Annotated in this window: 22 protein-coding genes; 16 read left to right on the plus strand and 6 right to left on the minus strand. The window is 64.9% G+C overall.

What is annotated here, in order from left to right:
* Positions 1–99 precede the first annotated feature (99 nt).
* Both U1769_RS15355 and U1769_RS15360 read left to right on the plus strand, forming a co-directional pair.
* Entirely contained in the window at positions 100–1,788 is a 1,689-nt protein-coding gene (locus U1769_RS15355) for a carboxylesterase/lipase family protein (RefSeq protein WP_332717705.1), read from the plus strand.
* A 96-nt stretch (positions 1,789–1,884) separates the two neighbouring features.
* Entirely contained in the window at positions 1,885–2,256 is a 372-nt protein-coding gene (locus U1769_RS15360; RefSeq protein ID WP_332717707.1) for a CREC-EF hand family protein, read from the plus strand.
* 66 nt (positions 2,257–2,322) lie between these two features.
* On the opposite strand, the gene U1769_RS15365 is transcribed toward U1769_RS15360, so the two are convergent.
* Together U1769_RS15365 and U1769_RS15370 are read right to left on the minus strand one after the other, a co-directional pair.
* Entirely contained in the window at positions 2,323–3,168 is an 846-nt protein-coding gene (locus U1769_RS15365) for an alpha/beta hydrolase (protein ID WP_443030365.1), read from the minus strand.
* A gap of 128 nt (positions 3,169–3,296) precedes the next feature.
* Positions 3,297–4,601: a sugar MFS transporter gene (locus U1769_RS15370; RefSeq protein ID WP_332717711.1), complete on the minus strand. Its 1,305-nt coding sequence runs from the start codon at positions 4,599–4,601 to the stop codon at positions 3,297–3,299.
* A gap of 97 nt (positions 4,602–4,698) precedes the next feature.
* Here U1769_RS15370 and U1769_RS15375 point away from each other — a divergent pair, with 97 nt between their 5' ends.
* Complete coding sequence (locus tag U1769_RS15375) at positions 4,699–5,832, plus strand: aldose epimerase family protein (RefSeq protein ID WP_332717713.1); 1,134 nt, start codon at positions 4,699–4,701, stop codon at positions 5,830–5,832.
* A 16-nt stretch (positions 5,833–5,848) separates the two neighbouring features.
* On the plus strand, positions 5,849–7,642 hold the full coding sequence (locus U1769_RS15380; RefSeq protein ID WP_332717715.1) for an IlvD/Edd family dehydratase: 1,794 nt from the start codon (positions 5,849–5,851) through the stop codon (positions 7,640–7,642).
* Positions 7,643–7,661: 19 nt separating this feature from the next.
* Here the strand turns inward: U1769_RS15380 and U1769_RS15385 are convergent, their stop codons facing one another.
* Positions 7,662–8,402 carry a FadR/GntR family transcriptional regulator gene (locus U1769_RS15385; protein WP_443030366.1) on the minus strand — a complete coding sequence of 247 codons (741 nt, stop codon included), beginning with the start codon at positions 8,400–8,402 and terminating at the stop codon, positions 7,662–7,664.
* 5 nt (positions 8,403–8,407) lie between these two features.
* On the minus strand, positions 8,408–9,391 hold the full coding sequence (araD1, locus tag U1769_RS15390; protein ID WP_332717719.1) for an AraD1 family protein: 984 nt from the start codon (positions 9,389–9,391) through the stop codon (positions 8,408–8,410).
* A 90-nt stretch (positions 9,392–9,481) separates the two neighbouring features.
* Here araD1 and U1769_RS15395 point away from each other — a divergent pair, with 90 nt between their 5' ends.
* Together U1769_RS15395 and U1769_RS15400 are read left to right on the plus strand one after the other, a co-directional pair.
* Positions 9,482–11,044, plus strand: a complete 1,563-nt coding sequence (locus U1769_RS15395; protein ID WP_443030367.1) for an alpha-N-arabinofuranosidase — start codon at positions 9,482–9,484, stop codon at positions 11,042–11,044.
* The gene (locus tag U1769_RS15400) at positions 11,041–11,973 is read left to right on the plus strand and encodes a Gfo/Idh/MocA family oxidoreductase (RefSeq protein WP_332717721.1); all 933 of its coding nucleotides are present in this window, start codon (positions 11,041–11,043) and stop codon (positions 11,971–11,973) included. The genes U1769_RS15395 and U1769_RS15400 overlap by 4 nt, the downstream gene beginning before the upstream one ends.
* Before the next feature lie 11 nt (positions 11,974–11,984).
* Here the strand turns inward: U1769_RS15400 and U1769_RS15405 are convergent, their stop codons facing one another.
* Entirely contained in the window at positions 11,985–12,848 is an 864-nt protein-coding gene (locus U1769_RS15405; RefSeq protein ID WP_332717723.1) for a LysR substrate-binding domain-containing protein, read from the minus strand.
* Positions 12,849–12,963: 115 nt separating this feature from the next.
* Here U1769_RS15405 and U1769_RS15410 point away from each other — a divergent pair, with 115 nt between their 5' ends.
* The 10 genes from U1769_RS15410 to U1769_RS15455 all read left to right on the plus strand — a co-directional run bounded on the left by U1769_RS15410 (position 12,964) and on the right by U1769_RS15455 (position 22,981).
* The gene (locus U1769_RS15410) at positions 12,964–13,764 is read left to right on the plus strand and encodes an ABC transporter permease (protein WP_332717725.1); all 801 of its coding nucleotides are present in this window, start codon (positions 12,964–12,966) and stop codon (positions 13,762–13,764) included.
* 2 nt (positions 13,765–13,766) lie between these two features.
* Positions 13,767–14,522: an ABC transporter ATP-binding protein gene (locus tag U1769_RS15415; protein ID WP_332717727.1), complete on the plus strand. Its 756-nt coding sequence runs from the start codon at positions 13,767–13,769 to the stop codon at positions 14,520–14,522.
* Between the two features lie 27 nt (positions 14,523–14,549).
* Positions 14,550–15,662, plus strand: a complete 1,113-nt coding sequence (locus U1769_RS15420; RefSeq protein ID WP_332717729.1) for an LLM class flavin-dependent oxidoreductase — start codon at positions 14,550–14,552, stop codon at positions 15,660–15,662.
* A complete protein-coding gene (locus U1769_RS15425) occupies positions 15,659–16,222 on the plus strand; it encodes a cysteine dioxygenase family protein (RefSeq protein ID WP_332717731.1) in 564 nt (187 codons plus the stop codon). Before U1769_RS15420 ends, U1769_RS15425 begins: the two co-directional genes overlap by 4 nt.
* The gene (locus tag U1769_RS15430) at positions 16,219–17,442 is read left to right on the plus strand and encodes a rhodanese-like domain-containing protein (protein ID WP_332717733.1); all 1,224 of its coding nucleotides are present in this window, start codon (positions 16,219–16,221) and stop codon (positions 17,440–17,442) included. Before U1769_RS15425 ends, U1769_RS15430 begins: the two co-directional genes overlap by 4 nt.
* Positions 17,443–17,452: 10 nt before the next feature.
* The gene (locus U1769_RS15435) at positions 17,453–18,100 is read left to right on the plus strand and encodes a glutathione S-transferase family protein (protein WP_332717735.1); all 648 of its coding nucleotides are present in this window, start codon (positions 17,453–17,455) and stop codon (positions 18,098–18,100) included.
* Positions 18,101–18,263: 163 nt separating this feature from the next.
* Positions 18,264–18,836, plus strand: a complete 573-nt coding sequence (locus U1769_RS15440; RefSeq protein WP_332717737.1) for a TonB-dependent receptor plug domain-containing protein — start codon at positions 18,264–18,266, stop codon at positions 18,834–18,836.
* Between the two features lie 15 nt (positions 18,837–18,851).
* On the plus strand, positions 18,852–20,627 hold the full coding sequence (locus U1769_RS15445) for a TonB-dependent receptor (protein ID WP_332717739.1): 1,776 nt from the start codon (positions 18,852–18,854) through the stop codon (positions 20,625–20,627).
* A gap of 23 nt (positions 20,628–20,650) precedes the next feature.
* Positions 20,651–21,583 (plus strand): ABC transporter substrate-binding protein, encoded by a 933-nt coding sequence (locus U1769_RS15450; protein ID WP_332717741.1) that lies wholly within the window; start codon positions 20,651–20,653, stop codon positions 21,581–21,583.
* Between the two features lie 24 nt (positions 21,584–21,607).
* Complete coding sequence (locus U1769_RS15455; protein ID WP_332717743.1) at positions 21,608–22,981, plus strand: LLM class flavin-dependent oxidoreductase; 1,374 nt, start codon at positions 21,608–21,610, stop codon at positions 22,979–22,981.
* 131 nt (positions 22,982–23,112) lie between these two features.
* Here U1769_RS15455 and U1769_RS15460 read toward each other — a convergent pair whose 3' ends face one another.
* Complete coding sequence (locus U1769_RS15460; RefSeq protein ID WP_332717745.1) at positions 23,113–26,013, minus strand: TonB-dependent receptor domain-containing protein; 2,901 nt, start codon at positions 26,011–26,013, stop codon at positions 23,113–23,115.
* Positions 26,014–26,048 lie beyond the last annotated feature (35 nt).

The following is a 26,048-nucleotide window of genomic DNA, read 5'->3' on the forward strand; positions in this document are numbered from 1 at the left end:
GCCAAAGGCAGTCATCAACGCTGATCCATATCTGTCGAACCATAGAGAATTGGCCCGCCCTCGATCCGTCGAGGAGACAGGGATGCAGGGAGAGAATTGATGGTGGAGCAACGACGTAATTCCGTTCTGATCAGCAGGCGAGCCGCGCTCGTTGGATCGGCGTCTGCCGGGTTCGCCCTCGCCGTACCCGGCGGGGCGGGCGCGTCGGACAGCGTGAAGACAGCCGCGCATACGGGGCCGGGCCGCTGCTCGACGCCGCGCTCGGCGATCGCCAGGACTCAATATGGCAGGGTGCGGGGTTACCTTGCCGGCGATGTCTTCACCTTCAAGGGAATTCCCTATGGGCAGGATACCGGTGGCGAGAACCGGTGGCTTCCAGCCAAGGCGCCCAAGCCCTGGGCCGACGACTATCCGGCGTTGATCTACGGCGCCAATTGTCCGCAGAGCCTCCATAATTTTCGCGCGATCGAGCAGACGTTCCTGCAGGACTGGGATGACGGCTTCATGGGCGAGGATATGCTCAAGCTGAATATCTGGACGCCGGCATTGAGCGGCAGCCGGGCGGTCATGGTGTATTTCCACGGCGGCGGATTCAGCTTTGGATCGTCATACGAATTGCCCTCGCATGAGGGCGCGCAGATGGCGCGCAACCACGACGTGGTGCAGGTTTCGGTCAATCATCGGCTGAACGCCCTTGGCTTCTTCGATTTGGCGGGAGTCGGCGGCGGCGCCTACGAGGATTCCGTCAATGTCGGGATGACCGATCTGGTCGCTGCGTTGCGCTGGGTACGGGAAAATATCGCCAATTTCGGCGGAGATCCGGACAAGGTGATGATTTACGGCCAGTCGGGCGGCGGATCCAAGGTGACGACCTTGCTCGGCATGCCGGCGGCGGCTGGCCTGATCAATCGTGCGGCCGTGCAGTCCGGAGGAGGCGGCAATATCCCGAGCGCCGAGCAGTCGCGCGACTTCTCTCGCCAGGTCATCAAGGAACTGGGAATCGCGCCGAAGGATATCGGCGCGTTGCAGAAGATGGACTGGGCGAAGCTGGTCGAGGCGGGCAATGCGGTCGCGGCAAGGATCAACGGACCGGCCAGGGGCCTTCCTGGGCCGGCCGCATCGCCGCCGCCGGTTCCTCGCGTCGGCTGGGGGCCGACGATGGACGGCCGCATCATCAATTTGCGGTCCTTCTTCGACGCAGCACCCGAGATTTCGAAGAATGTGCCGATGCTGATCGGCGCGGTCAGCGAGGAGGGCATGCGCTACAGCTCGAACCCCACCGAGGCCCAGTGGCGGCAGCAGCTTTCGGAGCAGATCGGCGCGCCGAAGGCGAATGCCCTGATCGATGCGATGAAAAAGGCCCATCCCGAAAAGGCAATCCGCACGCTTTCCTACGGCGTACAGGGCATCACGGGGCGCAACAACGTCCAGCGCATGGCGAAGCTTAAATATGATCAGCGTGCCGCCCCGGTCTATCAATATCACTTCCAGTGGCAGTCGCCGCAACTCGATGGGGTGGCGGGCGCCTGGCACACGGCAGAGCTCGCCTTTTGTTTCGACAATACGAAGCGATGTGAGCAGGGCACCGGAGACACGGCAGAGGCGCGCACGCTGGCGACCAAGATGGCCCGGGCCTGGGCGAATTTCGCGCGGACCGGCAATCCGAGCCAGCCGGGGCTCGCCTGGCAGGCGACGGATCCGGTGCGCTGCCAGACGATGGTGTTCGATAACCGCTGCCGGATGGAGGACGATCCGGAAGGGGCCGTGCGCCGTATCCTGTTGAGTTGAGGCCGGGCCTCGCCTGTGCCGGGAACAGGTCTGCCGGGCGGGCAAAATTTCACTTCCGCTGCCGCGGCGACGCATAATCTGACGGAGGGGACTATCATGAAACGCGCTTTTTCTATTGTCGCAACGCTGATCCTGGCGGGCGCGACCCCGCTCGCACAGGCCCAGGATTTCGATCCGATGGCGATGGCGGACACCAATACCGACGGTAAGGTCGATCTCGCCGAAGCCACCAGCTTCTCGGCGCAAGGCTGGACGTTCGTCGATCAGTCCGGAGCGGGCAAGGTCAAGACCTCGACCATCCCCGATTTCATGCAGCCTTCCTTTGCCACAGCGAAGGTGGATACCGAAGGTTTCGTCACCAAGGAAGCGTTTCTGGCCGCCGTGCCCGGCCGTTTCAAAGCGGCGGATGCAAACGCGGACGGCACGTTGAACGATGGCGAGATCCGGGCGTTTCTCGGGATGCAGTGACTGCGCAGGGGGACTCAGGTCCGGCCCAGGCCCTGCAGCGCTAGGCTCGCCGCCCGATCAACTCTCTCACTGCGCCGGCTTGAGAAAGCCGTTTGCATCGAGCCAGCTGACAAAGGCGCCGAACCAGCCGGGGCTGGTGGTCCCCTTCTTCCCCAGGCCAAAGCCGTGGCCGCCCTTTTCGTAGAGATGGAATTCGACGGGCCGTCCCGCCGTCTGCCACGCATCGATCAGGCCGAAGCCCTTATGCGAGAACAGGGGATCGTCCGCTGCAAGAACGGCGAACATCGGTGGCGCGTTCGCCGGCACCTTGACGGCTTCCATCGAGCCGTAAATCGGTGCGATGAAGGCCGGCCGGGCATCGGGCGCGGCGAGTGTCGTCACCATCGTCGTCATCGCCCCGGCTGAAAAACCGATCATGCCGACACGGGCGGGATCGACTTTCCATTCGGTTGCGCGCGAACGGATGAGGGCGAACGCCGCGCGTGCGTCGGCGATCGGATTGGCGAGACCGGCGACTGCGTCATCCGGCCGCATTCGCGAATCCGAACGACCCGCGCCGGCGAACATCGCGCTCACTGCCTGTTCGAAATCCGTCATGCCCGCTGGCGTCGGCTTCACCCGGTATTTGAGGACGAAGGCGGCAATGCCGCGCGCCGCCAGGGCACGAGCGACGGCCCAACCCTCGGCCTCCATCGAAAGCATCAGAAAACCGCCGCCGGGCGACACGATCACTGCCGCGCCGGTCGCCTTGGCGGGGTCCGGCAGGAAAGGGGTGAGTGTCGCCGTGCTCACGTTGCGCGTGAACGGGACACCATATTGGCGGAACCATGCCTCCGGTGCGGAGGAACCAGCCACGCCGCCGGTTCGCAGCGGGATCGCAGCGGGCTCGGCTGGCGCGCTGATAGGCGTCATGCCAGCGTCCTGCGCCGAAGCCGGCGCCGTTGTGACGGAAGCCGCTGCCAGGCAAGCCAGCCCGAGCATCAGCGCGCTGCGCCGGCGAATGGGGTGAGAGGGGGACGACGATCGGTGGTTATGGACCTTCATGGCATGTCATAGCCGGTGGTGGCCTGCAGCGTCGGCTTCGCACCCCAAAGGGCGTAGAATAGCACGTAAAGCTCGCACGCCGCCGTCAGCAGGAACGACATTTGCAGCCCATAGGCGTCGGCCAGCCAGCCCTGCACGATGACGAGCGCGCCTCCCGCGATCGCCATGATCAGCAGGCCGGATCCCTCTTCGGTCAGCGGACCGAGCCCTCGGATGCCGAGCGTGAAGATCGTCGGGAACATGATCGAATGGAACAGGCCGACCGAGATCAGCGCCCACATCGCGACGGGGCCGGTGGTGAAGGTGGCGATCAGCATCACGATCAGCGCGCCGACGCTGAACGCCGCCAGAACTGTCTCTGCGGCGATCCGCTGCATCAGGTAGCTGCCGAGGAAACGGCCGACCATCATCCCGCCCCAGAGCAGGAAGAGATAGTGCGAGGCCTGCTCGTGAGTGAGGTTGCCGATCTCCGGCGCCGAGACGAAGTTGATGAAGAGGTTTCCGACGCCGATCTCGGCGATCAGATAGATGAAGATCGCCGGTACGCCGAATACGAGGTTGCGATGCCGCCACAGTGAATGACCACGGCGTTCCTCCCGGGCGCGGCCACGGGTGGAAGCATTCATGTCCGGCAGGCGAAAACGCGCGATGACAACTGCGAGTGCGACCAGGACCGCCGCCACGATCAGATAGGGGAGTTGCACCGACTGTGCGTCGGCGAGCCGCTCGGCCGGTGTCAGCACCGCGCCCGCCGCAGCGGTACCCGATGTGCTCCGACCGAGGATGAGATAGCCGCCGAACAGCGGGGCGAGCGTCGTCCCCATCGAGTTGAAGGCCTGGACGAGGTTCAGGCGCGAGGAGGCGGTCTCGGGCGAGCCAATCACCGCGACATAGGGGTTGGCGGCGACCTGCAGCAGCGTGATACCGGAGGCGATGATGAACAGGGCCGCGAGCACGACCCCATAGGATGGGATCATCGAGGCCGGCACCATCATCACCGCGCCGACCGCCATGATGATCAAGCCAAGGACGATCGAGCGCTTGTAGCCGATCCGTTCTATCAGCATCGCCGAGGGTATGGAGGCGAAAAAATAAGCGATGAACCATACCGATTCGATCAGCGTCGTCTGGGTGTAGTTCAGGTCGAACACGCTGCGCAGATGGGGCAGGAGCGTGCCGTTGATGACCGTGATGAAGCCCCACATGAAGAACAATGTGGCGAGCAGACTCAACGTCGCGCGGTAGCCCGGAGCCTTTGTCCCGACGGCGTTGGCCGGCATGTTGAGTGTTGGGCCGGCCATATTCTATCCTCACCGCATCGCTTGTTTTTTGTATGAGTATATGCGAGCAAAGCCCGGGTCAACGCTGTCATGCGAGCAGCCGTGCCGAGGAGTATTCATGCACAGGATGGTGATCGGTCTTATGGCTACGGGCCTGTTTGTCAGCGCCACGCCGGCCAATGCGGCGTCCGTCGCGCGTGCCCCCGCGGGTGAAGTGAAGGGCGCGAAGGTCGAGACGATCACCCTGTCCAATGCGAAGGGCGTGACGGCACACATCCTCAGCTACGGCGCCACCCTGCAATCGCTGATCGGCCCCGATCGCAACGGCAAGCCAGCCGATGTACTGCTCGGTTACGACGATCTGGCGGGGTATGTCGAAAAGCCCAATTATTTCGGCGTGACGGTTGGTCGCTACGCGAACCGCATCGCGAAGGGCCGGTTCTCGCTCGACGGCAAGGAGTATCAACTCCCGCTGAACAACGCCCCCAATTCGCTACACGGCGGCGCCCGCGGATTCGACAAGGTCGTTTGGCGGGTCATCTCCGTCGAGAACGGGCCGGTGGCGCGTGTCACCTTCGGTTATACCAGCCCGGACGGCGACCAGGGTTATCCCGGCAGGCTCGAAGTGACGGTTACCTACGGACTCGACGAGGACGGCGCGCTGTCGATCGAATATAAGGCGGCTACCGACAAGCCGACGATCGTCAACATGACCAACCATGCGATCTTCGATCTCGGCGGGGAGGGATCGCCGCTTGGCGCGCTTGGCCACAAGCTGACGATTCCGGCGCGCGCCTATACGCCGGTGGATGCAGCGCTGATCCCGACAGGCGAACTCCGCCCGGTTCAGGGCAGTGTGTTCGATTTCCGGGCAGCGCGCGTGCTGGGTGCTGGTGCGCGCGACGGCCGCGACGATCAGATCGTGAAGGGGCGCGGCTATGATCATAATTTCGCGCTCGATGCCGGCCTGACGGCAGTGCCCAAGCTGGCGGCGCGGCTGGAGGACCCGGTATCGGGGCGGGTGCTGGAAGTGCTGACGACCGAGCCCGGAGTGCAGCTCTATACCGGCAACTTCCTTGACGGCACGCTCGTCGGCAAGCATCGTCATGTCTATCGCATGGGAGACGGCGTCGCGCTCGAGCCCCAGAAATTCCCGGACACGCCCAACCAGCCTGCCTTTGGCTCGGCGCGGGTCGATCCCGGCAAACCCTATCACCACCTGATGATCTACCGACTGTCGGTGGCACGTTGAACGGACCTTATTGCCAATGACCGATACCCCTGCCGGCCTGCGGTCGCGCGCCTGGTTCGATAATCCCGCGAACATCGACATGACCGCGCTCTACATCGAGCGGTACATGAATTTCGGCCTCTCGCAGGAGGAACTGCAATCGGGCAAGCCGATCATCGGGATCGCGCAGACCGGGTCCGATCTGTCGCCCTGCAACCGTCATCACCTCGTGCTGGCCGAGCGGCTGCGCGAAGGCATTCGTGAAGCGGGCGGGATCGCGCTGGAATTCCCGGTCCACCCGATCCAGGAAACCGGCAAGCGCCCAACCGCCGGGCTCGACCGCAATCTGGCCTATCTGGCGCTGGTCGAGGTGCTGTACGGCTATCCGCTCGACGGCGTGGTGCTGACGATCGGCTGCGACAAGACGACGCCGGCCTGCCTGATGGCGGCCGCGACGGTAAACATTCCGGCGATCGCCTTGTCCGTCGGCCCGATGCTCAATGGCTGGCACAAGGGCGAGCGCACCGGATCCGGCACGATCGTGTGGAAGGCACGCGAACTGCTCGCTGCGGGGGCGATCGACCATGCCGGTTTCGTCCGGCTCGTCGCGTCCTCCGCGCCGTCGACCGGTTATTGCAACACGATGGGCACGGCGACGACGATGAACAGCCTGGCCGAGGCGCTGGGCATGCAGTTGCCGGGTTCGGCCGCAATCCCCGCGCCATATCGTGACCGCCAGGAAATCGCCTATCTGAGCGGCAAGCGCATCGTCGAGATGGTCGCGGAAGACCTGAAGCCGTCCGACATCATGACGCGGGATGCCTTCCTGAACGCGATCGTGGTCAATTCGGCGATTGGCGGTTCGACCAATGCGCCGATCCACCTTTCCGCGATCGCCCGTCATCTCGGCGTCGACTTGCCGCTCGACGACTGGCAGACCCACGGCCATCATGTGCCGCTGATGGTCAACCTCCAGCCGGCCGGCGAATATCTCGGCGAGGATTTCTACCATGCCGGCGGCGTCCCCGCGGTGGTCGCCGAACTGATGAAGCAGGGGCTGATCCGCGAGGACGCGATCACCGCCAACGGGCGCAGCATCGGCGACAATTGCCGCACAGCGACGATCGAGGATTCGGATGTGATCCGTCCCTTCGCGACGCCCCTGCTGAAGGATGCCGGCTTCATCGTGCTGAAGGGCAATCTATTCGACGCCGCCATCATGAAGACCAGCGTCATCAGCCCGGAATTCCGCGAGCGCTATCTGTCGAATCCCGACGACCTCGAGGCATTCGAGGGGCCGGCGGTGGTGTTCGACGGGCCTGAGGAATATCATGCCCGGATCGACGATCCGGCGACCGGCATCACGCCCGAAACGCTGTTGTTCATGCGCGGGGCCGGGCCGATCGGTTACCCCGGCGCGGCCGAGGTCGTGAACATGCGGCCGCCTTCATACCTGATCCGCGAGGGCGTGCATGCCCTGCCGTGCATCGGCGACGGCCGGCAATCGGGTACGTCCGGATCGCCTTCGATCCTCAACGCCTCGCCCGAAGCCGCGGCGATGGGCGGCCTCGCGCTGATCCGTACCGGCGACAGGGTGCGGATCGATCTGCGCGCCGGAACGGCGAACGTGCTGATCGGGGACGACGAACTGGCGGAGCGGCGGCGGGTGCTGGTGGAGGCGGGGGGCTATGCCTATCCGGCCTCGCAGACCCCCTGGCAGGAAATCCAGCGCGCGCTCGTCGGGCAGCTCAATGAAGGCGCGATCCTGGAAGGGGCAGAGCGCTATCAGCGGATCGCGCAGACCATGGGGGTACCGCGGGACAACCACTAATGCCCGCGTCTGTCGGCTTCTAAGGTTCCATCGCCAATTCGGTATCCGCCAGCGCCCGGCTGATCAGATCCCCCATCGCGGCGCGGGCCGCGACGGGATTTGCATCCACGATTGCGTCGTAAAGCAGTTGGTGGTCGGGCAACGGATCCCTGGGCAGCTTCCGGTTACGCTGCTTGAAAATTGTCGTCCATCCGACTGCGGCGGAGATCGTACTCGACAGGCTCGTCAGCGGCTCGTTGCGGCTTGCCGCCAGGATAAGGTGATGAAAGGCCTGATCGGCCGCCCGACCCTTGGGCGTGGCGAGGCTGTGTTTGCCCATTTCCTCGAGCGCATGCCCCATCTGCGCCAGCTCTCGGCCCGAACGGCGCTCCGCGGCGAGCGCTGCGGCGGCCGGTTCGACGATCATGCGCAGTTCGAACAGACTGCGGATAAATGCCTCGCTCGGCGCGCCCTCGAACATCCAGGCAAGCACGTCGGGATCGAGCAGATTCCAGCGGCTGCGCGGGCTGACGCTGGTTCCGGCCTTGGGCCGGCTTTCCACTAGCCCCTTGGCCATCAGCATGCGCACCGCCTCGCGATAGGCGCTGCGCGAGATGCTGAGCGTTTCGGCAAAGGCGATCTCGCCGGGCAGCACGTCACCCGGCTGATAGACGCCGGTGACGATCTTGACGCCCAGATCGTGCGCGATCGATGCGTGTATGCGAAGCGCTCTAGGTGGCCTTTCCTGCGTCACTTTCCCTCCGGGCATCAATGCCGGCATCCACGCTAGAGCATTCGGACGCAAACATCACGTGCCGGATCGATGGCGATCGGGTTCCGCGCGGGAAGGCGGAACGGCGCGGCCTCGATCTCGAAGACATCGCCCGGCTCGGTGCGGATTCCTTCCGAAAAGGACAGGGTGGCGGTACCGAAGAAATGGACATGCACGTCGCCTGGCTGGCGGAACAGCGCATATTTGAAATGATGCTGCTCGAGATTGGCGATCGTGTGCGACATGTTCGCTTCCCCCGTGATGAACGGCCGTTCCCACAAGGTCTCGCCATCCCGCACGATCCGGCTGGTGCCGCGGATATCCTCAGGTAACTCGCCGAGCAGCAACTCCGGTCCGAGTGCCGCCGCGCGCAGCTTGGAGTGGGCGAGCCAGAGATAATTGCCGCGCTCCGTCACGTGATCGGAGAATTCATTGCCGATGGCGAAACCGAGCCGCACCGGGTTGCCCGCGCCATCGATCAGATAGATGCCGGCGATCTCCGGCTCTTCCCCGGCATCGAGCGCGAAGGCGGGCGAGCGGAGCGGGGCACCGGGCGCCGCCAGCATCGTGCCGTTACCCTTGTAGAACCATTCTGGCTGCGCGCCGGTTTCGCCGGCACCGGGCTTGCCGCCTTCGACACCCATCAGGAACATGCGCATCGAATCGGTCTGTTGCGCGGCTTCGGTCATTGAACGGTGCATCTGGTCGCGCCCTTCGGCCGAGCCGAGATGGGTCAGGCCAGTGCCTGTCATCAGCAGATGCGCCGGATCGGCGTGATCGATCGGCGGCAACAGCGTGACGGTAGCGAGATCGACCGCCCCGGCGTCGCCAGTTTTCCCGATCTGCTCGATCAGCGAGACGTTCGCGGCCAGGGCTGCTTCGGCGAGCGCGCGCACGGTCTCGATGCCTGCGAGGCGCTGCGGTGTTTCCTCGCCACGCAGCACGGCCACGCCGCGCGCATTTTCACTGTCGATGAACTGCACCAGTGACGTCCGCATCCCATTCTCCGTTATTTGCTTGTGCAATCATATACTCAGACAATAGGATAGCGCCAGCCGCCTTTGAGCGGATCCTGGAGGGGTATTATCGTGGCGACACTGACTCACATCAAATCCTTTGCGCGGATCGCGCTCCTTGGGGCAGCCGCGCTGGCGGCTAGCGCGGCGCCGGCACAGACCCGAGAGGCCAGCGTCACCGTCCATGCCGACAAGCCGGGACCCAAGGTCAATCGCCAGATCTTCGGCCAGTTTGCCGAGCATCTCGGCACCGGCATCTATGGCGGACTATGGGTGGGCAAGAACTCGCGCATCCCCAACACCGACGGATTCCGCAACGACGTGATCGCTGCGCTGCGCGCCATCAAGGTGCCGTTGATCCGCTGGCCGGGCGGTTGCTTCGCCGACGAATATCATTGGCGGGAAGGCGTGGGGAACAAGCGTCCGGTCAAGGTGAATACCCATTGGGGCGGCGTGACCGAGCCCAACACGGTCGGCACGCATGAGTTCATGAATTTCACCGAGGCCGTGGGGGCAGAGGCCTATGTCTCCGGCAATGTCGGCAGCGGCAGCGAGCAGGAAATGGCCGACTGGGTCGAGTACATGACCTCGCCGACCAGTTCGACCCTGGCCAATGAGCGGCGGGCCAATGGCCGCAAGGAGCCATGGAAACTGCCCTATTTCGGGCTCGGCAACGAATTGTGGGGCTGTGGCGGCAACATGCGGCCGGAATATGCCGCCGATGAGACGCGCCGTTATGCGACCTTCGTCAAATCGCCCGCGGGCACCCGGATCCTGAAGATCGCCAGCGGCGCCAGCGACGAAAACTACAACTGGACCGAAGTGATGATGCGCGACGCCGGCAAGCAGATCGACGGGCTTGGCGTGCATTATTACACCGTGCCGGACAATTGGCAGAAAAAGGGCTCCGCCATCGGGTTCGACGAAGCGAGCTGGGCGCGGACATTGTCCAAGACGCTGCTGATGGACGAGTACATCACCAAGCACAGCGCAATCATGGACAAATATGATCCCGCGCGGCGCGTGTGGCTGGCTGTCGACGAATGGGGAACCTGGTACGATTCGACGCCGGGCTCGAACCCCGGATTCCTGCAGCAACAAAACTCATTGCGCGATGCGCTCGTCGCGGCGGTCAACATCAACATCTTCACGCGCCACGCAGGCCGGGTGAAAATGGCCAATATCGCGCAGATGATCAACGTGCTCCAGGCGATGATCCTGACCGATGGCGACAAGATGGTGGTGACGCCGACCTATCAGGTGTTCGGCATGTACATGCCGTGGCAGGACGCAACCCAGTTGCCGATCGATCTTACCGGCCCGTGGTACAACAAGGACGCAGCGACGATGCCGGCGCTCAATGCCTCGGCCGTGCGTGGTACCGATGGCGCGGTGCATGTCGCGCTGGCCAATCTCGATCCGCTCAACCCGCTGACCGTTACGCTGAATGTCGATGGCGCGACAGGCTCCACCCTGTCCGGCAGCGTGCTCACCGCCGATCGGATGGACGCGCACAACAGCATCGGCGATCCGCTGACGGTCGCCCCGCGCGCCATGGCACCGGTGGCGGTGACCGGCGGCAAGGCCGTGCTGACCTTGCCGGCGAAATCGGTGACGGTCGTGGCGCTGCGGTGACATCGAGCGTGATCCCGATCGGCCTGATCGGATATGGCAAGATTGCCCGGGACCAGCACGTCCCGGCGATCCGAGGCGACGACCGGTTCCGGCTGGCGGGGGCGGTCGATCCGCATCCCGTCCCGGGCGATCTACCCTGTTATCCCGATCTCCCGGCGCTGATCGCGGCGCAGGCCGTGGCGGCCGTCGCGATCTGCACGCCGCCGGGTGCGCGCGTCGCGGCAGCCCGGGAAGCGGTCGCGGCCGGGCTGCACGTGCTGCTCGAAAAGCCACCCGGCGTCACCGTGAGCGAGGTCGAGGCACTGGCGGCGATGGCTGCGGACGCCGGTGTGACTCTGTTCACGGCCTGGCATTCGCAGGAAGCGGCCGGAATCGATGACGCACGTGCCTGGCTGGCGCATCGGCCGATCGGGTCGGTACGCGTATGCTGGAAGGAGGATATCCGCGTCTGGCATCCTGGGCAGGAGTGGATTCTCGACGCAGGCGGCTTCGGCGTGTTCGATCCGGGCATCAACGCGCTGTCGATCCTTACGGATATCCTTCCGCTGCCGCTCAAGGCGTTGGCGGCTGAGCTGTCGGTGCCGCGCGGGCGCGCCCAGCCGATCGCCGCGTCACTAATGTTGCAGGCCGGAGCGGTGCCCGTTTCCGCTGAGTTCGATTTCCTGCACGAGGGGGAGCAACGCTGGGATATCGAGATCGATACGGCGGACGGTGTGCTGAAGCTCGCCCTCGGCGGAGCGGCGCTGTCGATCGCGGGCAAAACGATCGCTGTCGGGGCAAATGCGGAATATCCGCGGCTCTATGCACGGTTTGCCGATTTGATCGCAGCGGGGACAAGCGACGTCGATCTGGCGCCGTTTTCCCTCGTCGCGGATCTCATCGGCATTGCCACGCGTCGAGAGACCGGAGCCTTCACCTTCGAGCGGTAACGATCAAAGCCTCAGGACGAGCCGTGTCGGACATCGGATAGGTTCATGTCTTTCACCTGTTTGGCGATCAGGTCGTGGAGTTGCAGCACCGCTGGCGCCAGTCGCTCCCGGCGACGCAGAACGTAGGAGACCGAGGGCAGCACCGGTAATTTCAGTCCGGTAATTTCGGGCAGCCCTGCGAACAGGTCGGTGCGGCAGGTAATGCCCACGCCGCTGAGCACGGTTGCGCGCAATACCGACAGGCTGGGTGTCTCGACCACCAGCTGATACGGCCTGCCTGCGGCCTCGAGCGCGGCGATTGCCTCGTCCCGGAAGCGGCATGGCCGTTCGAGCACCGCAAGCGGGATCGCGTCGCGTCCGGCCAGTTCCGCGTTGCCGAACCAGCGCATCGGTCCTTCGCGAATCGCGGCGGCGTCGCCGGCCGCGCCCATTCCCAGGATCACGTCCAGCCGATCGCTTTCGAGCAGGTCGAGCAATTGCGGCGTGCCACCGACCCGCACTTCGAGCCGCGCATCCGGATGCAGGGCGACGAATTGCGCGAGGACGCCCTGCAGGAGCGTTTCGGCAAAATCCTGAATGAAACCGATCCGCACCGGCCCCGACAAGGCATCGCCGGTCAGTGTTGCCACGATCCTGTCGTTGAGCGCCACGATCTCGCGTGCGTGGACCAATACGCCTTCGCCCTGCGAGGTGAGTACCAGCCGGCGTCCTTCGCGCAGGAACAGCGGGACCTGCAGCAATTCCTCGAGGCGCTTGATCTGGAGGCTGATCGCCGGCTGGCTGAGAAACACGCGTTCGGAGGCGCGCAGCATCGAGCCGCCATCTACTACGGCGATGAAACTGCGCAACACGTCGATCGGGAGATTGAGAGCCATGAGCGACCTATAACCAGGGCCAATCAGCCATGTTAGCAAAACTATATTGAATTGGTAGGAATTAAACTGTCCTTAGCGTCATACCCGCTGGCATCCCGCCGGCGCAGGAGGCGAGATGGCAATTACCGGGGTGTTGGAGGGGCGGGAGACGCTGCTCGCCAGACTCGGCAGCGCGCGATGGGTATCGCCGCTGGCGCTGCTGCTGTTGTGGGAAGCGTGCTCCCGCACCGGGCTGATCCCACCGCGGACGCTGGCCGCGCCTTCCGCGGTATTGGCGACGATGTGGGGCATGATCGCGTCGGGCGAACTCGGCCATAATGTGCTCGTGTCGCTCGGGCGCGCTGGCCTCGGCCTAGCGATCGGCGTGTTGGTGGGCGGCAGCCTCGCCATCGTCGCCGGCCTGTCGAAGCCCGGAGAAGTCGCGATTGATTCGCCGGTGCAGATGCTGCGCACCCTGCCGACGCTGGCGCTCACGCCGTTGTTCATCGTCTGGTTCGGAATCGGCGAAACGCCCAAGATCGTCCTGATCGCGGTTGCGACGACGTTTCCGGTCTATCTCAATCTCTATAACGGCATTCGCGGTGTGGACGCACGGCTGATCGAGGCGGCGCGCGCGTTCGGCCTTTCGCGCATGGCGATCATCCGCCACGTCGTTCTCCCGGGTGCGCTGCCCGCATTGCTGGTCGGCCTCCGCTACGCCCTGTCGATCTCGGTGCTGATCCTGGTTGTCGCCGAACAGATCAACGCGTCCTCCGGCCTGGGTTATCTCATCAACAATGCCCGGGATTTCATGCGGACCGACATCATCGTCGTTTGCCTGATGGTCTACGCCGCGCTTGGGCTCGGCGCTGACGCAGCAGTGCGGCTGATCGAGCGCCGCTCGCTGGCCTGGCGTCCGACGATCCTGGAGGCCTGATCATGAACGCACCCATTCCTTTCCCGGCGCGGCCGCAACCGCTTGTCTCGCTGCGCGGCTTCACGCGACGCTTCGGCGCTAACACCGTGATCAACGGGCTCGACCTGGAGATCGCCGATGGCGAGTTCGTCGCGCTGCTCGGCCGCAGCGGCTCGGGCAAGACGACCTTGCTGCGCACGCTCGCCGGGCTCGACGGCCCGAGCGGCGGCGAGGTTCGCGTGCCCGAGTCCCGCGCGGTCGTATTCCAGGACGCGCGGCTGATGCCGTGGAAGCCGGTGTGGGAGAATGTGATGCTGGGCCTCGGCGGCCGCGACGCCCGCAAACGCGCGGAGGTGGCACTGGCCGAAGTCGCCCTCGATCACCGCGCCGATGCCTGGCCGCTGACACTCTCCGGCGGCGAGGCGCAGCGTGCCGCGCTTGCCCGCGCGCTCGTGCGCGAGCCGAGCGTGTTGCTGCTCGACGAGCCGTTCGCCGCGCTCGACGCGCTCACCCGCATCCAGATGCACGAATTGGTGCTCGGCCTGTGGCGCCGGCACCGACCCGCGGTGCTGCTGATCACGCATGACATCGACGAAGCAATCGCGCTCGCCGATCGCGTGCTGGTGCTCGAGGGCGGCCGGATCGTCGCCGAGGAGCGGATCGCCGCCGCACGGCCCCGCAGCCCCGACGCGGACCTGCGCCGCCGCCTGCTCGCCTGCCTTGGTGTCGTCACGCCGGAGCCCGCGGCGCCCCACCAATGGGCCGAAGCCGCCGAATAATCAGGTCTTAAAAAAGGGAGTTTTTCGATGAGCCAGCACCCCGACGAGCTTGAAATCCTCGGCATGATCTCGACCAGCTATGCGTCGGAGACGCACGTCCCGAAGGGCGCGCCGATCGACCTGAGCTACACCGCTGCCTTCGCCCTCGCGCACGAACAGGCCGGCTTCGACCGCATCCTGATCGGCTATCACAGCGCCGCACCGGACGGTTTCCAGGTGGCGGCCTATGTCGCGCAGCACACCACGCGCCTGAAGATTCTGCTCGCGCATCGCCCCGGCGTGATTCAGCCGACGGTCGCCGCACGGCAGATCGCCACGCTCGACCATTTCAGCGGTGGCCGGCTCGCGGTGCACATCATCTCGGGCGGTTCGGACGCCGAGCAGCAGCGCGACGGCGACTTCCTGACCAAGGACGAGCGCTATGCGCGCACCGACGACTATCTGGACGTGGTCAAGAAGACCTGGACCTCGGCCGCGCCGTTCGACCATGACGGGCCCTATTACAAGGTTCGCGACAGCTTCGCCGCGATCAAGCCGGTGCAGCAGCCGCATGTGCCGATCTTCTTCGGCGGTGCCTCCGACGCGGCGGTGCGCGTGTCGGGACGCCATGCCGAGACCTATGCCTTCTTCGGCGAAACGCTGGAGCAGACGGCAGAAATCATCAGCCGAGTTCGTGCCAGCGCCGCCGAGCATGGCCGCCCCGCGCCGCGCTTCAGCGTCTCCTTCCGCCCGGTCCTGGGCCGTACCGAAGCCGAGGCATGGGACCGCGCCGAACGTATCCTATCCGAAGCGCAGGCGATCAAGGATGCGGGCGCCTCGATCTTCACGCGCTTCTCGACGCAATCAGAAGGCGCGCGCCGCCTGCTCGAAACCGCGTCGGGCGGGAAGGTGCGGGACAAACGGCTATGGACCGAGATCGCCAAGCTGACCGGCGCACCCGGCAACACCACATCGCTGGTCGGCACGCCCGATCAGGTGGTCGACGCGCTGCTCGATTATTACGATCTGGGCGTCCGGACATTCCTGTTCCGCGGCTTCGATCCGCTCGAGGATGCGATCGATTATGGCCGTCATCTGTTGCCGCGGCTGCGCGAGGCGGTGGCCGAGCGGTCCAGCCCGTTGCTGGTCGCAGCCGAATGAGCACGCGCCATACCGAGGCGGTCGGGCGGCTGGTGGCGGCGATCGAGACGATCCTCGCGGGGGCACAAGGCGCCGCGCGTGTCGCCGAACCGCTCGCTGCGCTCGTCGCGAGCGACGACTGGATCGATCCGGCCTTTGCCGCGCCCGATCCCGTGCGATACCGCCAGTACCTGCTCCACCGCGATCCCGCAGAGCGCTTCTCCGTGGTGAGCTTCGTATGGGGCCCGGGGCAGTCAACCCCGATCCACGATCATCGCGTCTGGGGCTTTGTCGGCGTGCTGCGCGGTGCCGAGATCGACCAGCGTTATGCGCGGGCCACCAATGGCGCGCTCGTGCCGTCCGGCGCTCCGACCCGGCTTGAGGCCGGTGCGGTCGCGGCGCTGTCGCCCGAGACGGGCGACATTCACCGCGTCAGCAACGCCCATGGCGATCGCGTATCGATCAGCATCCACGTCTATGGGGCCGATATCGGTCGCGTCGAGCGTGCGACCTATGACGAAGCCGGAACGGCAAAGCCCTTCATCTCCGGTTATGCCGAACCCGCCCTGGTATCCGCATGACGCCCCAGGATATTCGACATGCGTGGCTTGTCCGCGACGAGATCGCGCTGTTCGACCTGCGCGACGAACATGCATTCGCTGGGGGGCATCCGCTGTTCGCCGCGCAACTGCCGCCGCATCGGATCGCGATCGAAATCGCCCGCCGGGTACCGCGGCTTGCCACGCCGATCGTCGTCTATGACGATGGCGAAGGCCTGGTCGATGCCGCGATCGAGCAGGTGAGGGGGCTCGGCTATTCCAATGTGTCCGCGCTGGACGGCGGCCTCGCGTCCTGGCGGGCGGCGGGCTACGAGCTGTTCGAGGACGTCAATTCCTACAGCAAGGCATTCGGCGAGCTTGTCGAAGCGCGACGCCATACCCCCTCGCTTTCCGCGCCGGACCTGCAGGCGCTGATCGACGAGAAAGCGGACATCGCCATCCTCGATGCGCGTCGTTTCGAGGAATATGCGACCATGAGTATCCCCACCGGCACCAGCGTGCCGGGCGGCGAACTGGTGCTGCGGGCACGCAGCGCGGCGCCCGATCCCGACACGCTGATCGTCGTCAACTGCGCCGGCCGGACCCGCAGCATCATCGGCGCCCAGTCGCTGATCAACGCAGGCCTGCCCAACCGCGTCGTCGCCTTGCGCAACGGGACGATCGGTTGGACGCTCGCCGGCCAGACGCTCGACAGGGGGCAGGCGCGCCGCATCGTAGACGTCGCGCCCGAGCAAGGCGAAGAGGCGCGCGGCAAGGCACGCGACGTCGCGTACCGCGCGGGCGTGCGCCATATCGACGCGACATCGCTCGCGTCCCTGGCGGCCGAAACCGAACGCACGCTCTACCGCTTCGACGTGCGCACGCCGGAGGAGCACGCCGCCGGCCACCCCGCCGGCTTCGTGGAGGCACCCGGGGGCCAGCTCGTGCAGGAAACCGATCATTTCTCGCCCGTCCGCGGCGCCCGCATCGTGCTCGCCGACGATATCGGTCCGCGCGCCGACATGACCGCATCGTGGCTCGCGCAGCTGGGTTGGGACGTGTTCGTGCTCGACGGCGGTTTCGACGGTCAGCTCGAAACGGGGGCGACCGCCTTGCCGCCCCGTGGCCCCGAGGGCCGCTACAAACGCCCCTATGAGGGCACCGACAACCCCGCCGCGGCGATGCAGGCTTATCTCGACTGGGAATATGGCCTGGTCGACCAACTTGCGCGCGACGGCACCCACGGCTTCGTCGTGATCTGAAAGGACCAAGATGTCGATTTCCCTTTATTTCGCCCCAAACAGCTCGGCCTTCGCCCCGCTCGTCGCGCTGGAGGAAGCCGGAGCCGACTTCCAGCCGGTGCTCGTCCGGCTGGCCGCTGGCGAGCAGCACACGCCCGCCTATCGCGCCATCAACCCGCGCGGCCGCGTGCCGACATTGGTCGTCGATGGCACGCCGATTTACGAGGTGATCGCGATCCTCGGCTGGATCGCCGATCGCTATCCGGACGCCGGCCTGCTGCCGACCGAACCGACCGAGCGGGCGCGGGCCTTTGCGCTGATGAGCTGGATCGCCAGCACGGTGCATATCGCCCTGGCCCAGGTGCGCCGTCCAGAACGCTATACCGACGATCCCGCAATACGCCTCGCGCTCGAAGCGCCCGGCCGCACCGCGTTTGCCGCCGCGCTCGCTGAATTCGAGGCCCGCTCGGCCGCCACCGCATCACCATTCCTGATCGGCGACCGCTTCGGCGCGGTCGATGCCTATGCCCTGGTCGTTCGCCGCTGGGCTGACGGGCTGGGAATCGATCGCGCCACCTTCCCCAGTTTTGCCGATCGCACCGATGCGCTGTTCGCCCGAGCTTCGGTGCGACGCGCGCTCGATCACGAAACGCTTGTCCCCGCCGCCGCCGCGGCATGAACATTCGAGGTATCCCATGCGAATGAGCAGCGCGGTTCCCCGCACCTAGCAGACCACCACTCCCGACCAAGACCACATGATCCCGCGGCAACCGTCGCGGGAAACAGAGAAGTGCGGCCGATCGTCGGCTGCCCTTTCCAAAAATTCTGAACAGGGATCATCAATGTACGCTCGACCCTCACGCACTGCCGCGTCCACGCTGATACTGTTGCTCGCCGCGACAGCGCTGACCCCGGCTTATGCGGCCGACACTCCCGCCACGCCCGATCCTTCGGCGACGCCACCGGAAACTGACGCTCCCGGCGAGGACATCCTCGTCACGGCGCGCTACAAGAACGAGACGCTGCAGGACGTTCCGATCGCGATCACTGCGCTGTCCGCGGCGCAGATCGACGGCGTCGGCGGCCAGACCAGCCTGAAGAACCTGGCCTATTTCACGCCGAGCGTCACGATCCAGGGCTTTAGCGGCCGAAACCAGACGATCACGATCCGCGGGCTCGGCACCAATTCGGGCGGCACCAATGACGGGCTCGATCAGGGCGTGGGCCTCTATATCGACGGCGTTTACCGTCCGCGCACCGGCACCGTGATCAACGACCAGATCGATATCGAGAGCGTCCAGGTGCTCCGCGGACCCCAGGGCACTTTGTTCGGCAAGAACACCGTGGCGGGCGCGATCGATGTGCGCACGAAGCTGCCCAGCTTCACCCCGGAGGTGTTGGCTGACCTCACTTAAGGCAATTATAACTATATGCGCGCGCAGGCGTCTGTATCGGGCGGCCTCACCGACAATCTCGCGATCCGCCTCAGCGGCCTCGTCGCCGCGCGCGACGGGACGATCTACAACACCACGCAAAAGAAGGACTGGGACAATTACGAGAATGTCTCGGTCAAGGCCGATCTGCTGTGGAAGCCCAGCGACACGCTGACGTTCCGCCTGACCGGCGACTATGCGCGGCAGACCGGCAATATGGGCTTCTACCTATCGGGCCAGGTGCTGCCGACGACGCTTGGCAATGGGGCGCCTTCCAAGGGTTTCTACGCGCACGCCGCGGATGTCGGCTACACGCCGATCGCGGTCGATCCCTATCAGCGCCGTACCGATATCAACGGCTCGCAGGCGATCGAGATGCCCAGCGGGGGCGTCACCGCGCGCATCGACGCCTCGCTCGGCGGGCACACGCTGACCTCGATTACCGCGGGGCGCTTCTGGAAATGGATTCCCAACTGGGACGGCGATCAGTTCGGCGCGGACGTGCTCGGCCAGGCCACTGTCGCCACCAACCAGAAACAGTTCAGCCAGGAACTGCGCCTCACCTCTCCGAGCGGGGGCACGATCGAATATACCGCAGGGCTGTATTATTTCTGGCAGAAGGCCGATCTCAAACAGGAATTGTCGTTCAACAAGGACGCCGCCAAATGGTATTTTGGCCCGTCCGCGCCCGATGCTCTGCTGAATGGGCTCGATACGTTCAGCTACCTCGACCCCTCGACCAACAGCTATGCTGCTTATGGCCAGGCAACCTGGCACGTCACGCCCAGCACCAGCCTGACCGGTGGCCTGCGCTATACCTATGAGAAGAAGGCGGGCAGCTACAACGCGGTCCAGGTCGGCATCGTCGCGCCCATTGAAAGCCTGCCCGTCGCCTATCAGGCGACTGCCGCCGCGATCCGCGCCTCTTATGCTCCCTCGGGCGGCGCCTATGAGGCCAGCCGGTCGAAGGGCACGGTTTCGTGGCTGCTCAGCGTCAACCAGGAGATCGGTGACGATATCCACGCCTATGCGAACTATTCGCGCGGCTACAAGTCGGCGGGCATCAACCTCGTCCGGAGGAACGCCGGCATCAACATCTTCGTCGAGCCGGAGAAAGTCGATGCCTATGAAATCGGGCTGAAGACGCAGCTGTTCGATCGGAAGCTGCAGTTCAACACCGCCTTATTCTGGACGATCGACCAGAATTACCAGGCCAATCTCTACGACGTGTCCAACCGCATCGGCTATCTCGGCAACGCCGGCAAGGTGCGCAGCCGCGGTGTCGAGGTGGATCTGCGCGCCAACGTCGCCACCGGCCTGAACCTTAGCGCCTCGGGCACCTACACTGACGCCACATATGTGCGCTACACCAACGCGATCTGCCCGTTCTTGCTGTCCTACCAGACGTCGTGCGACATCTCGGGCCAGCGGCTGTCGGGCACGTCCAAATGGGCGGGCTCGGCCCAGGCGCGCTACGAAGCGCCGCTGAGCAACGGGCTGGTCGGCTACACCGCCGCGGACGTCAGCTATCGCTCGACCTTCTTCTCCGCGGTCAACGACGATCCGTTCACGAAGATCAAGGGTTATGCCCTGGTCGGTGCGCAGCTGGGCCTGCGCGCCTCGGACGGGTCCTGGGATATCGCGGTCTGGGCGCGCAACCTGCTCGACAAGGGTTATCTGACCACCTCCACGGTCAACGCGACCTGGGGGATCACGCAGGTCGGCGTCGGCGAGCCGCGCACCTACGGCATCACGCTCAAGACCCGCTTCTGATGCGTATTCCCAAGGATATTGTCATGCCACTGAACACGCCATTGTCGCGTCGCAGCGCCTTAGCAATCGGTGCCGCCGGGCTTCTCTCGGCCTGCGTAAAGGGATCATCCAGTACACTCGTGATCGGCGATCAGCGCGGCGGAATCCAGGCTTTGCTGGAGGCATCCGGGCAGCTCAAGGACGTGCCGTACAAGATCGAATGGGCTCAATTCCCCAATGCCGCGCCGTTGATCGAGGCGCTGGGGGCCGGCGCGATCGACACGGGTGCCGGGGGTGATGCGCCGTTCATCTTCAGCCTCCAGGCGAACGCCGGGGTGAAGGCGATCGCTGCGTTCCGGATCAAGGGCGACGCGACCACGGTGATGGTGCCCGGCACGTCGTCGATCCGCGGGTTCGAGGACTTGCTCGGCAAGCGCGTCGCGACGCCGCGTGGCTCGATCGGCCATTATCTGCTGCTGGCCGGGCTGAAGCGGCTCGGCAAACCGCTCACCGCGATCGACATCAAGTTCCTCAGCCCGAGCGACGGTCGCGCGGCCCTGACCAGCGGTGCGGTCGATGCCTGGGCAATCTGGGACCCGTACGCCGCTATCGGAGAATTGAGCGACGGAATGCGGATCGTGCCGATCGACCGATCGCTAACGCCGGGGCTGGGTTTCATCTTCGGCACCGAAGCGTCGTTGCGCGACAAGCGGCCGTTGCTCATCGATCTGACCATGCGCTTCGCCGCCGCGCGGACCTGGGGCCAAACCCACCGCGACGACTATGCGAAGATGCTGACTCAGCAGACCGGCATGCCGATTGCGGCGACGCGGCGGTACCTCAACCGCAGCATCAATGTGCCGGTGCCGATCGATGCCGGGCTGATCGCCGAGGAACAGGGCATCGCCGACCTGTTCCACGCCGCCGGCCTGCTCGCCAGGCCGGTGCAGGTCGCGCCGCATTTCGAAAAACTCTGATCCTCAACGCAAGGAAAGATTGCCATGGCCAAGCGGCAGATCAAACTCGGACTGGTGACCACCGGCGTCGGCGGCCCCGGCCAGACCAACCGGTGGCTCGACCCGGAAATCCCGGTCGACGCCAGCGTCAATATCGACTGGTATATCGACATCGTCCGACAGGCCGAGGCCGCGAAGTTCGATCTCGTCTTCATCGTCGACAGCCAGTTCATCACCGCGGATTCGCCGCCCCATTATCTCAACCGGCTGGAGCCGCTGACCCTGCTTTCGGCGCTGGCGGTGGCGACCAGCCATATCGGCCTCGTCGGCACGCTTACCACATCGTACAACGATCCCTTCAACCTCGCGCGCCGTCTTGCCTCGCTCGACCTGATCAGCAAGGGCCGCGCCGGCTGGAACGTCGTGACGAGCGGCGACGCCGGCACCGCGGGCAATTACGGGCGCGAGGAGCATTATGATTATGCCACCCGCTATGGCCGTGCGTTCGAATATCTCGATGTCGTCCGCGGGCTGTGGCGCTCCTATGAGGACGATGCGCTGGTGCGCGATCGGACGACCGGCGTGTTCCTCGACAAGACCAAGCTGCACGCGCTCAACCACAAGGGCGAATATTTCTCGGTTGTCGGCCCGCTCAACATCCAGCGCTCGCCGCAGGGCGAGCCGGTAATCTTCCAGGCCGGCGATTCAGATCAGGGCCGCACGCTTGGCGCGACCGTGGCGGATGCGATCTTCACGCACGCCCGGACGATCGAGCAGGGCCAGGCATTCTACGCCGACCTGAAGCAGCGTGCGGAAGCGCTTGGCCGTGATCCCGACCAGATCGTGATCCTGCCGGGCTTTTCGATCACCGTCGGCGACACCGACGAGGAGGCCCGTGAGATCGAGCGCCAGCACCGCCGCATCGACCAGAGTTTCGAGCAGGCGCTGGCGGAATTCGGCCGCGCCTTCGGCTGGCATGACTTCCGCCAATATGATCTCGACGCCCCGTTCCCGGTCGAGACGCTCGAACATGCGAAGAGCAGCTTCTTCACTCAGGCGAAGCACATCACCGAACTTGCGCGGGACCGTGGCCTCACATTGCGTAAAACGATCGAGTTTCAGCGGGACCAGTTCACCAGCCCGTTCGTCGGATCGGCCGAGACGGTGGCCAATGAGATCGAGCGCTGGTTCGAGGGTCGTGCGTTCGACGGCATTAACGTCCATGCCGGCCACCCAAGCCAGTTCCGCCGCTTTACCGAAGAGGTCGTGCCATTGCTGCAGGCGCGGGGGCTATCCCGCACTGACTATGAACACACCACGCTGCGCGGCAATCTGGGCCTGTCGGTTCCAACCAACCGCCGCACGGCTTCAGCGGATGCGGCGCCGGAGACGCGAAAATTGGCGGAGGTCGTGTCCTGAGGGGGCATGTCGGGCGACGGTACGTCTTCCAGCCGCCCGGATTCGATAACCAGCCCGAAGGACTGGCTTAGGGCTCATACGCCCGGGTGCCGCCAGGCGTATGAGCCCGGTCCTGGCGGCAACCCGAACCTTCAGTAGTTCACCCGAAAACCCGCCTTGAACGTCTGCCCATAGGGCGAGAAGATGATGCTGTTGCCGGTTCCGTGCGATCCCGGGTTGAGCGGTGGCGCGGTGTTGGTCAGGTTGTCGACGCCTAGAAACGCGGTGAAGGCACGATCGGGGCCATAGTCGACCTTGTACTGGGCGAGCAGATCGAGATAGCCGCGTGCAGGCACGGCGTTGGTGTTCGAGCTGTTGACGAGCGTGATATCATACCCATCCTGCTCGGCGCCGACGAATGCGGCGTTGTAGAAGCCCTTGTTGATGTAGCGGCCATGCGCGTTCAGGGTGAAATTGCCCTTGGTCCAGCTCACCAGTCCATCAAGCACGAGATCGGGCAGACCCGCCGGCGTACCGCCGCGCAGACCGGTCTGGCCGGCGCGTTCGGTCGGGCCAATTGCATCGACGGTGATGAAGTCCTTCACATAGGTCGTCAGCAGGCGGAAGTTGAGATCACCGAGCGAGCCGAGCGGCTGACGATATTCGATCTCTGCATCGATGCCGCGGTTGATGATCTGATTGACGTTCTGCAGCACGTCGGTGACTTGCGTGATGCTGCCGTCCGGGCCGCGCTCGATCAGGTTGCAGCTGGCCTGCAGGCCCTGGAAGCAGCGGGTCGCGATATTCTGCTGGCCGAGCGTGGCGATCGCATCGTTTACCTTGATCTCGTAATAATCGACCGAGGCGCGGAACCGACCGAGAAAGCCGCCGGACGGCTTGAGCACGATGCCGGCCGTGAAGGTGTCGGCGCGCTCCGGTCGCAGCGCCGCGTTCGAACCGCTGAAGATGCGCGGATTGGTCTGCGCCCCGCCGCGCGACGGATCGGTCACGATGCCGCTGATCACGGTGGTCGGACCGAACAGCTCGCTCACGTTCGGCGCCCGGATATCGCGCGACTTGGTGGCACGAAAGCGGATCGCCGGGATCGGTTCGTAGACTCCGCCATATTTATAGGTCGTGACGCTCAGGCTGGACGAAGCCACCAGATCGCTCGACCGGCTGTAGCGAGTGCGGCGCACGGCGCCGTTGAAGCTGAGCTCGTTCGCGAATGATTGATCCCGGAACACCGGGATTTCCCCTTCGACATAACCTTCCACCACCTCGATCTTGCCCGATACGCGCGATCCGTTGGCGGAGAAGAAGGCGAGCGACCGCGACAGTGCGTCCGCATCACCAGCGACCTTGTCCGACCGATATTCGCCACCGACCGCGACCGCGACCGCGCCGGCCGGCAGATCGAACAGTTTCCCGCGCACATTGGCGGCCGCCACGTGCTGAGTGGTGATGTTGGTCTGGAAGCCATTGGCGGTCACATAGGTGCGGGCCGCCTGGCTGGACTGCTGCCCGAACGGATTGAAGGCGACGCATGCGGGATCGTTGTTGTTGGGATCGGCATCGGCATTGACGCGGCAGACGGGTTGGCCCGCGCCGTTCGAAACGGCATCGAGCGCGCGCAGCATCCGCGCGCTGATCGTGTGGTTGGTGATGTCGTTGCGGAATTCGTTGCGGCCGAACTGGTAATAGGCGTCCCAGTCGAACCGCGGCGAGATCGTGCCCTTCACGGAGGCGACGACGCGATAGAGATCGTTGTTCGTCCGGATGCTCGGCCGCCCGAGTTCGGTGAAGCCCTTGCCGATCTGGAACGAGGTGAGATTGCCCTGGCTGAGCAATGTCGGGATATCGAGCGTGGGATCGGCCGACCGCGGAATGAACGGATTGTCGTTGCGGATGGTGATCGCGGTGTTGCGATAGACCGTCGCGCTATAGTCGGAGCGAAGATGGCCGTAATTGCCCATCAGCGAGAAGATCAGATCGGGCGATGCCTCCCAATCGACGTTGGCGGTGACCGCATAACGTTCCAGAGGTGCGCCGAAGTACAGGTCCTTGAAATAGGCATTCTGTCCCTCGCCCTCGCCGCCGACCATGTAGAGGTTGTTGACCAGCGAGCCATATTGGAAGCGGCGCGGTGTGCCGTCCGCGCCGAACGTGATGCCGTCGATCGGCCGCAATACTGGAGTCGCGCGGCCGGCATAGGCGGAACTGGGGGGCACGGTGACGCCGTTGAAGGGGACGGTCGACGGACGGATATCGCCGAGGATGTTGTTCGCTGGCAATTGAAGGTATCCGGGATTGCGCCCGAAATTGAGCACTTCGGTACGGCAGAACGGGCGTGCCTGGCAGTCACCGACGCCGTCGCTATGTTCATATTCGCCACCGATGACGAGGTGCACCGAGCTGCCCAGCTGTACGCCCGCCGCAAGGCCCAGCGTGGTGGTGCTGTTGTCGCCATATTTTGTGATACCGGTCTGCGCCGACGCCCGGATCCCGTTCAGCTTGTGATTGAGGATCAGGTTGGCGACGCCGGCGACCGCATCCGAACCATATTGCGCCGATGCGCCGCCCGTCACGACCTCTGCGCGCTCGAGCAGGATCGACGGGATCATGTTGGTATCGACCGTCGCCTGAGTGGTCGAGGGCACGAAGCGCTTGCCGTCGACGAGCGTGAGCGTGCGGACCGCGCCGAGCCCGCGCAGATCGAGGATGCGCCCGCCGACATAGCCTGCGCTGGGATTGAGCTCGCCCGACGCCGGGCTGTTCGAGGCGCGAAATGCGGGCACTTCGTTCAAGGCATCGGCGACGTTGGCGATACCACGCTGATCGAGCCGCGCCGTACCGATCACCGATACGGGGGAGGGCGAGGAGAAGCCACCGCCCAGGCGAGACCCGGTGACGACAATGTCACGCTCGATGCTGGTGGCGTCCGCCTCGGTTTCCTGAACGGGCATTGCCGGCGTTGCGGCGGGTGTGGTCGAAGCAGGGGCCGGCGTGGTTTGTGCCGCGGTCGTGGAAGTCACGCCGAGGGCCGTCATCATGGCGATGGCGCTGGCACTGCAGCGTGCAAAATTGC

Source organism: Parasphingomonas zepuensis, from assembly GCF_036663735.1.
In the GTDB taxonomy this organism is placed as follows: domain Bacteria; phylum Pseudomonadota; class Alphaproteobacteria; order Sphingomonadales; family Sphingomonadaceae; genus Sphingomonas.